Source organism: Streptomyces sp. NPDC047130 (assembly GCF_040643475.1).
In the GTDB taxonomy this organism is placed as follows: domain Bacteria; phylum Actinomycetota; class Actinomycetes; order Streptomycetales; family Streptomycetaceae; genus Streptomyces.
Genome location: NZ_JBEYUK010000005.1, coordinates 216,802 through 229,403 on the forward strand (window position 1 = coordinate 216,802; position 12,602 = coordinate 229,403).

At 73.5% G+C, this 12,602-nt stretch carries 12 protein-coding genes; 5 read left to right on the forward strand and 7 right to left on the reverse strand.

What is annotated here, in order from left to right; translation table 11 throughout:
- Nucleotides 1–32 precede the first annotated feature (32 nt).
- Genes ABZ836_RS10210 through ABZ836_RS10220 form a run of 3 tightly spaced genes read right to left on the reverse strand, consistent with a single transcriptional unit; the run spans nucleotide 33 to nucleotide 3,434 of the window.
- Nucleotides 33–782 (reverse strand): succinate dehydrogenase/fumarate reductase iron-sulfur subunit, encoded by a 750-nt coding sequence (locus ABZ836_RS10210; RefSeq protein ID WP_356132936.1) that lies wholly within the window; start codon nucleotides 780–782, stop codon nucleotides 33–35.
- A complete protein-coding gene (locus ABZ836_RS10215) occupies nucleotides 779–2,725 on the reverse strand; it encodes a fumarate reductase/succinate dehydrogenase flavoprotein subunit (protein WP_361141124.1) in 1,947 nt (648 codons plus the stop codon). The genes ABZ836_RS10210 and ABZ836_RS10215 overlap by 4 nt, the downstream gene beginning before the upstream one ends.
- A 1-nt stretch (nucleotide 2,726) precedes the next feature.
- Entirely contained in the window at nucleotides 2,727–3,434 is a 708-nt protein-coding gene (locus ABZ836_RS10220; RefSeq protein ID WP_361141126.1) for a succinate dehydrogenase, read from the reverse strand.
- A 92-nt stretch (nucleotides 3,435–3,526) separates the two neighbouring features.
- Between ABZ836_RS10220 and ABZ836_RS10225 the strand changes: the two genes are divergently transcribed.
- The gene (locus ABZ836_RS10225; protein ID WP_356132942.1) at nucleotides 3,527–4,414 is read left to right on the forward strand and encodes a LysR substrate-binding domain-containing protein; all 888 of its coding nucleotides are present in this window, start codon (nucleotides 3,527–3,529) and stop codon (nucleotides 4,412–4,414) included.
- A gap of 168 nt (nucleotides 4,415–4,582) precedes the next feature.
- On the opposite strand, the gene ABZ836_RS10230 is transcribed toward ABZ836_RS10225, so the two are convergent.
- Nucleotides 4,583–4,858 carry a DUF1876 domain-containing protein gene (locus tag ABZ836_RS10230; protein WP_356132944.1) on the reverse strand — a complete coding sequence of 92 codons (276 nt, stop codon included), beginning with the start codon at nucleotides 4,856–4,858 and terminating at the stop codon, nucleotides 4,583–4,585.
- 128 nt (nucleotides 4,859–4,986) lie between these two features.
- Nucleotides 4,987–7,125 (reverse strand): EAL domain-containing protein, encoded by a 2,139-nt coding sequence (locus ABZ836_RS10235; RefSeq protein WP_361141128.1) that lies wholly within the window; start codon nucleotides 7,123–7,125, stop codon nucleotides 4,987–4,989.
- A gap of 280 nt (nucleotides 7,126–7,405) precedes the next feature.
- Here ABZ836_RS10235 and ABZ836_RS10240 point away from each other — a divergent pair, with 280 nt between their 5' ends.
- The 3 genes from ABZ836_RS10240 to ABZ836_RS10250 all read left to right on the forward strand — a co-directional run bounded on the left by ABZ836_RS10240 (nucleotide 7,406) and on the right by ABZ836_RS10250 (nucleotide 9,790).
- Complete coding sequence (locus ABZ836_RS10240) at nucleotides 7,406–8,116, forward strand: hypothetical protein (RefSeq protein ID WP_361141130.1); 711 nt, start codon at nucleotides 7,406–7,408, stop codon at nucleotides 8,114–8,116.
- A gap of 43 nt (nucleotides 8,117–8,159) precedes the next feature.
- Entirely contained in the window at nucleotides 8,160–8,924 is a 765-nt protein-coding gene (locus ABZ836_RS10245; protein WP_356132950.1) for a hypothetical protein, read from the forward strand.
- A gap of 251 nt (nucleotides 8,925–9,175) precedes the next feature.
- Complete coding sequence (locus ABZ836_RS10250) at nucleotides 9,176–9,790, forward strand: hypothetical protein (protein WP_361141132.1); 615 nt, start codon at nucleotides 9,176–9,178, stop codon at nucleotides 9,788–9,790.
- Between the two features lie 124 nt (nucleotides 9,791–9,914).
- Here ABZ836_RS10250 and ABZ836_RS10255 read toward each other — a convergent pair whose 3' ends face one another.
- Nucleotides 9,915–10,409, reverse strand: coding sequence for a hypothetical protein (locus ABZ836_RS10255; RefSeq protein ID WP_356132954.1), 495 nt, complete (start codon nucleotides 10,407–10,409; stop codon nucleotides 9,915–9,917).
- A 332-nt stretch (nucleotides 10,410–10,741) separates the two neighbouring features.
- Between ABZ836_RS10255 and ABZ836_RS10260 the strand changes: the two genes are divergently transcribed.
- Nucleotides 10,742–11,404 carry a class F sortase gene (locus ABZ836_RS10260; protein WP_361141135.1) on the forward strand — a complete coding sequence of 221 codons (663 nt, stop codon included), beginning with the start codon at nucleotides 10,742–10,744 and terminating at the stop codon, nucleotides 11,402–11,404.
- Nucleotides 11,405–11,543: 139 nt separating this feature from the next.
- Here the strand turns inward: ABZ836_RS10260 and ABZ836_RS10265 are convergent, their stop codons facing one another.
- The gene (locus tag ABZ836_RS10265) at nucleotides 11,544–12,407 is read right to left on the reverse strand and encodes a polysaccharide deacetylase family protein (RefSeq protein ID WP_361141137.1); all 864 of its coding nucleotides are present in this window, start codon (nucleotides 12,405–12,407) and stop codon (nucleotides 11,544–11,546) included.
- Between the last annotated feature and the right edge of the window lie 195 nt (nucleotides 12,408–12,602).

The following is a 12,602-nucleotide window of genomic DNA, read 5'->3' on the forward strand; positions in this document are numbered from 1 at the left end:
CCGCACCTCGTCGGCGAACGTCCTTGTGCGGCCTACCGCCGCGCCCCCTTGGCCGTGGCCCGCAGCCACTCGCGGTTCATGTCGGTGATGGAGGACAGGGGGATGCCCTTGGGGCAGGCCGTGGCGCACTCGCCCGCGAGGGTGCAGCCGCCGAAGCCTTCGGCGTCCATCTGCTCCACCATGTCCAGCACCCGGGTCTCGCGCTCGGGGGCGCCCTGCGGGAGCACGTTCAGGTGGTTCACCTTGGCGGAGGTGAACAGCATGGCCGCGCCGTTGGGGCAGGCCGCCACGCACGCCCCGCAGCCGATGCACTCGGCGTGCTCGAAGGCGTAGTCGGCGTCCGGCTTGGGCACCGGCGTGGCGTGCGCCTCGGGGGCGGCGCCGGTCGGGGCGGTGATGTAGCCGCCGGACTGGACGATGCGGTCGAAGGCCGCCCGGTCGACCACCAGGTCCTTGATCACCGGGAAGGCCGCGGCGCGCCAGGGTTCGACGTCGATGACGTCGCCGTCCTGGAAGGACCGCATGTGGAGCTGGCAGGTGGTGGTGCGCTCCGGACCGTGGGCGTCGCCGTTGATCACCAGCGAGCAGGCGCCGCAGATGCCCTCGCGGCAGTCGTGGTCGAAGGCGACCGGGTCCTCGCCCTCGAGGATCAGCTTCTCGTTGAGGGTGTCGAGCATCTCCAGGAAGGACATGTCCGGGGAGATGCCGTCCACCTGGTACGTGGACATGGCGCCTCGGTCGGCGGCGTTCCGCTGCCGCCAGACGCGCAGGGTGAGCCTCATGCGTAGCTCCGCTGGGTGGGGTGGACGTACTCGAAGACCAGGTCTTCCTTGTGCAGCACGGGCGCCGTGCCGGTGCCGGTGAACTCCCAGGCGGCGGCGTAGGAGAACGCGTCGTCCTTGCGGGCGGCCTCGCCGTCGGGGGTCTGGGACTCCTCCCGGAAGTGGCCGCCGCAGGACTCGCTCCGGTGCAGGGCGTCCAGGCACATCAGCTCGGCCAGTTCCAGGTAGTCGACGACGCGGTTCGCCTTCTCCAGGGACTGGTTGAACTCCTCGCCGGTGCCGGGGACCTTGATCCGCCGCCAGAACTCCTCACGGATCTGCGGGATCCGCTCCAGCGCCTTGAGCAGCCCGCTCTCGGTGCGTGCCATGCCGCAGAACTCCCACATGAGTTCGCCGAGTTCGCGGTGGAAGGAGTCCGGGGTGCGGTCCCCGTCGACGGCGAGCAGCCGCCGCAGGCGGTCCTCGGTCTCCGCGACCACCTCACGGGCGGCGGGGTGGTCCGCGGTGACGTCGTCGGTGTGCGGGTTGCGGGCCAGGTAGTCGTTGATGGTGGCCGGCAGCACGAAGTAGCCGTCGGCGAGGCCCTGCATCAGGGCGGAGGCGCCGAGGCGGTTGGCGCCGTGGTCGGAGAAGTTGGCCTCGCCGATGGCGAACAGCCCGGGCACGGTGGTCTGCAGGTCGTAGTCGACCCACAGGCCGCCCATCGTGTAGTGCACGGCGGGGTAGATCCGCATCGGGACCTCGTAGGGGTTCTCCGCGGTGATCCGCTCGTACATCTCGAAGAGGTTGCCGTACTTCTCCTCGACCTTCTTCCGCCCCATCCGGCGGATGGCGTCGGAGAAGTCGAGGTAGACGCCCTGGCCTCCGGGGCCCACTCCCCTGCCCTCGTCGCAGACGTTCTTGGCGGCGCGGGAGGCGATGTCGCGCGGGACCAGGTTGCCGAAGGAGGGGTAGATGCGCTCCAGGTAGTAGTCGCGCTCCTCCTCGGGGATCTCGTTCGGCGGCCGGTCGTCGCCCCGGGCCCTGGGGACCCAGATGCGGCCGTCGTTGCGCAGCGACTCGCTCATCAGGGTGAGCTTGGACTGGTGGTCGCCGGTGCGCGGGATGCAGGTGGGGTGGATCTGGGTGAAGCAGGGGTTGGCGAACCAGGCGCCGCGCCGGTGCGCCCGCCAGACGGCGGTCGCGTTGGAGTTCATGGCGTTGGTCGACAGGTAGAAGACGTTGCCGTAGCCGCCGGTGGCGAGGACCACGGCGTCCGCGAAGTAGGTGTCGATGCGGCCGGTGACCAGGTCGCGGGCGACGATGCCGCGGGCGCGGCCGTCGACCACGACCAGGTCGAGCATCTCGGTGCGCGGGTGGAGCTCGATGTTGCCCGCGGCGACCTGCCGGGAGAGCGCCTGGTAGGCGCCGAGCAGGAGCTGCTGGCCGGTCTGGCCGCGGGCGTAGAAGGTGCGGGAGACCTGGACGCCGCCGAAGGAGCGGTTGTCGAGCAGGCCGCCGTACTCGCGGGCGAAGGGCACGCCCTGGGCGACGCACTGGTCGATGATCTCCACGGAGATCTGGGCGAGGCGGTGGACGTTGGACTCGCGGGCGCGGAAGTCGCCGCCCTTGACCGTGTCGTAGAAGAGGCGGTGGATCGAGTCGCCGTCGTTGCGGTAGTTCTTGGCGGCGTTGATGCCGCCCTGGGCGGCCACCGAGTGGGCGCGGCGCGGGGAGTCCTGGAAGCAGAACTGGACGACCCTGTAGCCCTGTTCGGCGAGGGTGGCGCCGGCCGAGCCGCCGGCCAGTCCGGTGCCGACGACGATCACGGTGTGCTTGCGCCGGTTGGCCGGGTTGACCAACTTCGCCTCGAAGCGGCGGCGGTCCCAGCGCTCGTTCACCGGGCCGGCGGGCGCCTTGGTGTCGGCGAGGGGCTCGCCGGTGGTGTGGCGGATGTAGGACATGTCAGCTCACCAGTCCGGTCATGACGCCCACGGGGACGGCGACGAAACCGGCCGTGAGCAGCAGTGCGAGAACGTTGGCAGCCGCCTTGAAGACCCGGCTGCGACCGCGGGCGCCGGCGCCGAGGGTCTGGGCGGCGCTCCAGAATCCGTGCCGGACGTGCAGGCCGAGCGCCAGCATGGCGACGATGTAGATCACGTTGCCGTACCAGGTGGAGAAGGAGTCCACCACGTTCTGGTACGGGTGGCCCTCCTGGAACCCGCCGGCGTGGACGTGGCCGGTGGTGAGGTCCAGGATGTGCCAGACGATGAAGAGGCCGAGGATGACGCCGCCCCAGCGCATGGTCCGGGTGGCGTAGCTCGCGCGGCGCCTGGTGTGGACGTACCGGGTCGGACGCGCCTTGATGTCGCGGCGGCTCAGCTGGTAGGCGGCCGTGGCGTGGGCGACGACCGCGACCACCAGCACGACCCGGATGATCCACAGGGTCCACTCGTAGTGCATGAACGGCTCGCCGACGGTGCGGATCCAGTGGCCGTACTCGTTGAACTCCGTGGGGCCGAAGAAGACCTTCAGGTTGCCGATCATGTGGGCGACCAGGTACAGCAGCATGATCAGGCCACTGACCGCCATCACGGCCTTCTTGCCGACGGTCGACTGCCACACGGCGTGTGTCCTGGACGGCCGTCGGCCCGTCCGCGTTGCCAGAGCCATGCAGCGAAGGTACGACCGCCTGGGCCGATCGGTCCAAGACATGATGCGCCTGGTTTCCATAGGCAGCACCTATCCACACCTATCATCGCGGCATGCACCTGCAGCAACTGCGCTATTTCGTGGCGGTCGCCGAGACCCGCCACTTCACCCGTGCGGCGGAACTGGTCCATGTCGCCCAGCCCTCGCTCTCCCAGCAGATCAAGTCGCTGGAGCGGGAGTTGGGGGCCGACCTGTTCTCCAGGGCGCGCGGGAACATCACCCTGACGGACGCCGGGGAGACGCTGCTCCCGCTGGCGCGGCGGATCCTGGCGGACACCGAGGCGGCCCGCCAGGAGGTGCAGGAGGTGGCGCAGCTGCGGCGCGGACGGGTGCGGCTGGGGGCTACGCCCAGCCTCTGCACCGGACTGCTGCCCGACGTGCTGCGCGCCTTCCACGACCGCTACCCGGGGGTCCAGCTGGTGATCGAGGAGGGTGGTTCGCACGACCTGGTGCGGGAGCTGGCGCGCGGCGCGCTGGATTTGGCGCTGGTGGTGCTGCCGCTGCGGACCCCGTCGCCGGCGCTGACCACGGTGGAGCTGCTGCGGGAGGAACTGGTGGTGGTGTCCTCCCCGGAGACGCCGCCGCCGGGGCACGGGCGGGGCCGGACGCGGCGGGTGCGGATCGCCGATCTGGAGGGGGAGCGGCTGGTGATGTTCCGCCACGGGTACGACCTGCGCGAGCTGACGGTGGCGGCGTGCCGGGCGGAGGGGTTCGAGCCGGAGTTCGCGGTCGAGGGAGGCGAGATGGACGCCGTGCTCGGCTTCGTCCGTGCCGGGCTCGGGGTGGCGGTGGTGCCGCGGATGGTGGCGGCGCGGGCCGGGCTGCGGGTGACCCCGCTGGCGGCGCCCGGCCTGTCACGGGCCGTGGCGCTGGCGCACCGCAGCGACGTGGCGCCGCCGCGGGCCGCGCGGGAGCTTCAGCGGATGCTGGTGGAGCGGTGACGCCGGTCCCGCCGGGCGGGGCGGGGCGCTCCGTGCGGGGCGGGGCGCTCCGTACGCGCCGCGGTGTCGTGACACGCCGCCGCCCGCCGCCGGTCCGCGGTGCCGGTCCGGGCACCGCCGGGCGGTGGCACGGCGCCGCGCCCGGTGCGGTGGGGGCGGCGGCGCGGGTCAGACCGAGATCGGGTGCGAGGGGCGGCCGGCCGCGGCGTCGATCTCCCGGTGCGCCTTGTCGAGGAGCTGCATGGCGATGTCGTTCAGCGCCCTGGCGCCGGCGACCTCCTCGCCCACTCTCGGCTGATTGGCGTCGGAGTCGTGCCGACTGGCGTGGCCGTGGCCCCGGATCTCGCTGCCGTCGGGCAGCCGTACCAGCGCGGCGGCCCGGGTGCGGGTGTCGTCCTCCTTGAATTCCAGTTCCACGTGCCATCCCACTGCGGTGTGCAGCATGGTGTCTCACCTCCTGGATGTCCTTCTTCCAGGGTGCGCCCGATGCGCGCGCCACGCAGCGGATGCCGCGGGCGCCGGGCGCCGGCCCGGACAGCAGGCGCCGGCCCGGACAGCAGGCGTCGGCCAGGTCAGCAGGCGTCGGCCAGGGCGAGGTCGTGGAGCCGCTCGGGCGGGCCGGGGCGGGCGTAGTACCAGCCCTGGGCGGTGTCGCAGCCCAGCTTGCGCAGCCGGTCGGCCTGGGCCGCCGTCTCCACGCCCTCGACGGTGACGGACAGCCCCAGGTTCCTGGCCAGCCGCACCACCCCCTCGACGATCTTGACGTCCACCGGGTCGGCCGGCGAGCTGCGGATGCCGCGGGTGAAGGAACGGTCCAGCTTGAGCACGCTCACCGGCAGCCGCCGCAGGCCGGCGAGGTTGGAGTACCCGGTGCCGAAGTCGTCGAGCGCGATCTCCACGCCCATGTCGCTCAGGGTGCGCAGTGGCCGCAGGACCTCGTCCTCCGCCCCGACCAGCGCCGATTCGGTGATCTCCAGGCAGAGCGCCTCGGGCGGCAGCCCGGCGTCCTCCAGGATCCGCGCGGTGTCCCGCACCAGGCCGGGGTCGGTGAGCTGGCAGGGCGAGAGGTTGACGTTGACGCGCAGGGCGCCGTTCCACTCACGGGCCTGCCGCACGGCCTGCTCGAGCACCCAGCGGCCCAGCGGGACGATCAGCCCGGTCCGCTCGGCGAGCGGGATGAACCGGTCGGGCCCCACCACGCCCTGCCTCGGGTGCAGCCAGCGCACCAGCGCCTCGGCGCCGCCCACGCTGCCGTCCTGGAGGCGCACCAGGGGCTGGTACTCGATGAAGAACTCGCCGTTCTCCAGGGCGGCGGGCATCGCGGTGGTGAGTCCGTGGCGGCAGATGGCGCGGGCGTCGGCCTCGGGGTCGGCGACCTCGAACCGGTTGCCGCCGGCCGACTTGGCCCGGTACATGGTGATGTCGGCGCTGCGCAGCACCTCGGCCGCCCCCCGTTCCCCGGCCGGGCCCTCGACGATGCCGATGGAGCCGCGCACGGCCAGCTCCCGGCCGTCGATGCGCACCGGGGTGGCCAGCGCGTTCATGATCCGCTCCGCCAGCTCGTCGACCCCGCGCCGGGTGTCGGGTCCGGTGGTGAGCGCGACGAACTCGTCGCCGCCGAGGCGGGCCACCATCTCGCCGGGTGCGGTGGCGCAGGCCTGCAGCCGGTCCGCGACCTCGACCAGGAGCCGGTCGCCGGCCTGGTGGCCGAGGCTGTCGTTGACCGTCTTGAAGCCGTCGAGGTCCAGGTAGCAGAGCCCGAAGCGCTGCCCGTCCCCTGCCGCCACGGCCTTCTCCAGCCGTTCGAAGAACAGCGTCCGGTTGGGCAGGCCGGTGAGGGCGTCGTGGGTGGCCTCGTAGCGCAGGCGGAGGTTGAGCAGGCGCCGCTCGGTGGTGTCCTCCATCAGCGCGAGCTGGTACTGGGGGCGGCCGTCGGCGTCCCGCAGCAGGGAGACGGTGAGGTTGGTCCACAGCACGGTGCCGTCGGGGCGGGTGAAGGCCTTCTCCACGCGGTAGTGCTCGCGCGACCCGTCGACCAGGTCGCCGTGCAGCCGCCAGATCTGGGCGCTGTCCTCCGGGTGCGTCAGCTCGGTGAACCGGCGGCCCAGCAGGGCGCCTTCGGTACCGCCGAACATGCGGGTCATGGCGGCGTTGATCTGGAGGATGGTGGAGTCGGGGCCGGCGATCCAGATGCCGGTGGCCGCGCCCTCGAAGACGGCGCGGAACCGCGCCTCGCTCTCGTGCAGGGCCTGGGTGGCCGCCTCGTTGAGCTGGGCCTGGGCTCCCAGCGCCGCCCGCGCCACGGCCCGCTGCTCGGTCTTCGTGCGGTCGCGCAGGGCCTCGGCGAAGCCGGTGGCCAGCGCGGCGCCCACCCGTACGGCGCGGGCCCGCAGCACGGCCGGGTCGGCGCCCTCGTGGCCGAGGCAGCACGCCGCGTGGGCATCCAGGCACTCGAGGGTGCGGCCCACCGCCTCCGGGTCCACCCGGCCCACGGCGACCAGCGCGGCGCCCGCCGCCCGTCCCGCCGACGCGTCGGGCGTGCGGGCGTGCAACGCCTCCCGCAGTCTCCGGGCGGCCGGCAGGAGTCCGGCTCTCAGCGCGCGCACCGCCTCGGGCGGGGCCTCCCGTGGGGCCTCGGACAGCAGGGCGCGGCTCCACGCGGCCGTGAACCGGTCCAGCTTCTCCGTCGGCGTGTCCGGGACGCCCGTCATGCCGGCCGGCCCCCGTCGACGCTCCGCGACGCACGGGCAGGACAGTTCATCTGGGGCTCCGGGGAGTAGACGGCCGAGGGTCGAGGTGAGGCTACTGATCAACCACCCAACCATGCGAGCAGAAACGGAAATTGACCATCCGATAGCGATCAGGCCCGGATGCTCGCCCTGGTGGATTCGACGGACTTGTCGGCAACTTCGCGCCGCCATATCCACCCGTTCGAAGCAACCGATGACACATCCGGCGTAACACCGGACAGACGTGACGATGATCACTCGCGTGGAGAGACCAACACGGAATCATCTCGTCCGCGCCACACGGGCGTTGACCGCCGCCGCGGTCGTCTGGCTCGCCGGCCCTGGGTGGCCGACGGCCGCCGCCGCGGACGCCTGCGCCTACGCGTCGTCCGGCCCGGGCGGGGCGGCGGCGGGGATCGTCACCGGCTCGGGGGTGGTGGGCGTCGGCCCGGTGCCGCCGGCGGACGCCTTCGTCCTGCCGTCCGGCGCGCCGGTCGCCGTCATCGGGCCCGACGGGATGACGGCCGCGGCCGGGGACGCGGTGGCCCGCCTCGACGGCGACGGCGCGTGGGCGCAGGCCGGGCGGTGCCCCACGCCGACACCCACCCCGACGCCGACACCGCCTCCCCCGCCGCCTCCGCCGCCGGAACCGGCGCCCGAGCCCCCGCCGCCGCCCCCGCCGCCCGCACCGGAACCGCCCGCTCCCGCCCCGGCGGCGCCCGCCGCGCCCGAGCCGGCTCCCGTCCGCACTCCCCCGCCCGCTCCCGCACCGGTGCGGCCCGCGCCGCCCGAACCGGCGCCGCGGCCGGCGCCCGAACGGTCCGCGGCGCCCTCGGCCGAGCCCGTCGCCTACCCGGTCCGCCGGGCGGCCGCCCCCTCGCTGCCACCGCGGCCCCGCCGGTCGCTGGTGTCCCTCGCGCTGCTGATCACGGCGCCCGCGGTGATCGCCGTGGCCGCGCTCCGTCCGCGGTGACGCGCCGTCCGGCCGCCGCGACCCCCACCCTCAGGAGGACTTCTTGCCGAGCTGGCTCGTACTCGCCCTCGCGATGGCCGCGGCGTGCGCCGTGGTCGTCGTGGTGGCCGTCATCCGGGAGCGCACCGCGCGCGAGGACGACGACCCGGACGACACCCCGGACGTGATCGAGTACATGACGATGATGATCGGCGTGGTCTACGCGATCGTCCTGGGCCTGGCGATCGCCGGCGTCTGGGAGGCCCGCAGCGCCGCGCAGGACCATGTGCGGGCGGAGGCGATGGCCCTGCACGAGATCTCCGAGCGGGTCCGGCCCTACCCGGTCGAGATCCGCGAGCTGATCCGGGAGGACGTGCACGCCTACGTCGGGCACGTGGTGAACACCGAGTGGAAGGTGATGGCCGACCAGGGCGAGCTCACCGGGCAGGGCGCCCGCCTGCTGGCGCGGCTCCGGCACGACCTGACCGACTACCAGCCCGCCTCGGACTTCGAGGCGCAGGCCTACCAGCCGCTGCTGGACCAGGTGACCCTGGTGGACCAGGCGCGGGCGGCCCGCGAGGACGCCACCGAGGCGACGATGCCGGGTGTGGTGTGGTTCGGGCTGATCACCGGGGCCGTGGTGACCATCGGCATGGTCTTCGCCCTGCAGATCCGGCGCACGCCGCGGGAGCTGGTGCTGGCCGGCCTGTTCTCGGCGCTGATCGCGTTCCTGCTGTTCCTGGTGTGGGACTTCGACGCGCCGTTCAGCCGGGGCATGGACGTGGACGCGGGGGCCTTCACGGCCTTGTTCCCGTCTGCCGGCACCTAGGTGCCTGTCCCGCGGAGGCGCGCCGCACGGCGCCCGGTGTTCCCGCTCCCACACCCGTGAGGGCGCGGGAACACCCGTCCGGCCCAGCGGTGTCACCCGTTCGCCCGAGCGGGATCGCGGGGGCGGTCCGCCGTTCCTAGCGTGCTGCGCAGGCAGGGCCGTGGAGCAGGTCCGCGGCCCGCAGCGCAGAACCGGAGGGCGTCATGGGCGTCACGGGCGTCATACGCGTCGCATCGGCCTTGCTCCTGGGCGTGACCGCCACCGCGGTCACGCCCGTCGTCGTGTTCGCGGCCGAGGAGGACCGGGAGGACGGCGGCACCTCGTTCTCGTTCGCCGTGGCGCCGGAGGCGGTGGCGCCGGGCGGCCGGGTCACCCTGTCGGTGGACGGCTGCCGGCACGCGGCGCAGGTCTCCTCGGCTCTCTTCCCCACCGTCACCCTGCCCAGGGGCACCACGACGGCACGGGCCCGGGTGGACGCGGACGCGCGTCCCGGCACGGTCCACCAGGTCTCGTTCCGCTGCGGCCTGGAGACGGGGGTGACGGAGCTCAGGGTGCGCGCGGCCCGGCCCGGGCCGACCGCCCGGCCCACCCGCCCGGCGCCGGTTCCCGAGCGGCCGGACCGGCCGGACCGCCCGGACGCGAGCGCGTCGTCGGCCACCCCCTCCCCGCCGCCCGCGGCGACCGTCCCGCCGGCTCCTCCGGAGCACGGTTCGCACGCGGGCGACGGCGGGACGGTCGCCGGGTTCGACCTGGGCGACCTCGGGCTGGGCGCGCTGCTGGTGACCGGCGCGCTGGGCGCCGCCCACCGTCTGACCCGGCCCGCCGCCGCGGCGGACAAGGCCTCCGGCGGCGAGCCCCGGGGATGAGCCCGGGACGCCGTGGGGCGACGGAAGCGGCGGCGGACAAGGGAACGGCGTCCCGCCCCGGGCCCCTAGGGGGCGCGGGACGGGACGCCGACGCGTGCGACGCTCCCCGGAACGCTGGACGGAATCAGATACGGCTCTCCGCGCGACGGCGCATCCAGAAGAACCCGCCGCCGAGGGCCGCGGCGGCGACCAGCCCGCCGCCGATGGCGATGTCGGTGGGCGTCGCGCCGGTCAGGGAGCTGCCGCCGAGACCACCGCGGACACCGCCGAGCACGGTGAACGCGTTGGAGCGGGTGAGGGTCTTGCCCTCGCCGCAGTGCGCGGTGATGCTGTGCGACCCGGCGGTGGCGTTGCTGTTCACCCGCACGGTGGCCTTGGACTTGCTGCTGCTGCCGCTGACCGGGCTGAGCGGCGTGGACGGGAAGACCGGCGAGGACACGGTGGACCCCGGCATCCGGCAGGAGCTGCCCTCCACGGTGACGGTCAGCTGCCCGCCGGGGGCGATGGTGCTCGGGCTGACCTGGATACTGGTGGGGTCGGACCATGCGCCGGCCGTCGGGGCAGCGAGCCCGATGGCGGCGAACGCGGCGGCCGAGACCGCCAGGGCACGAGTACGCATGAGTTCCTCCGCGGAAGACGCCCCGGGTCCCGTCCCCGGTCGATCGGCGAGAAAGCGCCTCCCAGTCAGACCCTCGGACGACCGGTCCCCTGCCGCATTTCGGCCTTCCGCCGTCCTGGTGAGCCGACACGCCGAGGAGAAACTCCGAATGCCTCATCGCCGCAGGTCACGGTGGGCCGGATATTTTCTCCCCCGGCGACTCGGATGGCGCACCGGCGTTTGACGGGGCCACCCGTTCGCCTCCGCCCCGATGCCGGTTCCGCACACGGCGCTTAGCGTTCTGCTATCGCGACAGACACGGCGACGGCCGCGTCGAGAGGGGAATGGCGAAGATGTCTGCGTCAGAACTGGCGGAAGAGGAGGAGCGGCCGAGGCGGCGCGCGCCCTGGGGCGTGATAGCGCTGGTGCTCCTTACCGGCCTCGCCCTCATCAGGAACGGTTCCGGGGAGTTCGACACCGGTCCCCCGCAGCCCACCTCGGTGGCCGCCGCCGACGCGTCGGTCCGGCCCCAGGCCTTCCCCGGAGCGGCCGCCCCGCTGCCGTTCTCCGAGGTGGACCGGGTGAGGATCCAGGCGATCCAGGTCGACGCCCCCGTCGTCCCGGTGGGCCTGGACCCCGACGGCTGGGTCGCCGCCCCGCCCCCGGAGGACCCCAACCTGGCCGGCTGGTTCACCGGCGCGGTGACCCCCGGCGAGAAGGGCACCTCCGTGATGGTGGGTCACGTGGACAACGCGCGGGGCCCGGCGGTCTTCTACGGCCTGGGCGCCCTCAAGCAGGGCAACAAGGTCGAGGTCCTGCGCAAGGACGGAAAGCTCGCGGTCTTCGAGGTCTACGGCATCGAGGTCTACGACAAGAACAATTTCCCCGGCGAACGCGTCTACGGCTCCACGGGAACTCCCGAACTGCGGGTCATCACCTGCGGCGGCGGATATTCACCGCAGGACGGTTACGCGGGGAACGTGGTCGTCTTCGCCCGCATGATCGAGACCCACTGACCATTGACCCACTGACCACCGACCCACCGACCCACCGACAATTCCCCGCACCGAATTCCGGAGGGCCCGTACGAGTTCCGTCTCGTACGGGCCCTCCGCCTGTTCCCGCCCGTGCCCCCCGTCCCTCGTCGTCGCGGGCTCAGGCGGCCCGGCGGCGGGGTACCGCGATGTGGTAGCCCTCGTCGAGGAGGCGGGGCAGGTAGCGGCGCAGGGCCTGGACGCTCTGGGAGCGGTTGCCGCCGGCGTCGTGGGAGAGCACCACCGCGCCGGGCGAGGCCTGTTTCTCCACCGTGGCGGCGATGGCGCCGACGCCCGGGGTCCGCCAGTCGAGCGTGTCGACGGTCCAGGCCATCGGTTCCATGCCCAGTTCCGCGCCGAACCGGTAGGCGTCCCGGTTCCAGGCGCCGTAGGGGGCGCGGAACCAGGCGGGGCGGGCGCCGCAGGTCTTCTCGACGACCTCGCTGGTGCGCTCCATCTCGCTGCGGACGGCGGAGCGGGAGAGCCGGGTGAGCAGCGGGTGCGACCAGGTGTGGTTGCCGATGACGTGGCCCTCGTCGGTCATCTGCTTGACCAGGTCGGGGTTGGCCTTCGCCATGTTGCCGCAGACGAAGAACATGGCGTGGATCCGGTGCTCGCGCAGGGTCTTGAGCACCTGCGGGGTGTAGCGGGGGTCCGGGCCGTCGTCGAAGGTGAGGACGACGGTGCGGCCGAGGCCGCCGACCCGCAGGAACGGTTCGTCGCGCACGGGCGTCCGGGCGGGCCGGGAGGCGGGCGGGGCGAAGCCGGCCACCGGACTGAGGCGGTAGGAGGTGGACACGGACGAACGTGCTCCGCCGGGGGCGCCCGGCGCGCCCGCGGCCCGGCCGGACGCGCCGGCGGCGGTCCCGGCGGAGGGGGACTCGGTGGAGAGGAGGGACGTGAGGCCCGCCGTGCCCGCCGCCGCGAAGGCGGAGGCTCCGGCGATCAACGCGCCCCTCCGGGTCAGCAATCGGTCCATTTTCATGATTAATCAGTCGCGCGGCGCAACGGCCGCCGCATCCCGGGTGGGCGCGGAGTGGCGTGATTGCACCCTTGCGGAGCACGGGACCGGCGTGTCGTCCTGGACCGCCGGGCGACCGTTCGTCGCACCGCTCGTCGACGCGTTCGACCGTCCGCCGCAGATCCGCGCGCGCGGACTGTTTCGCCGCCGTGTCCTGAG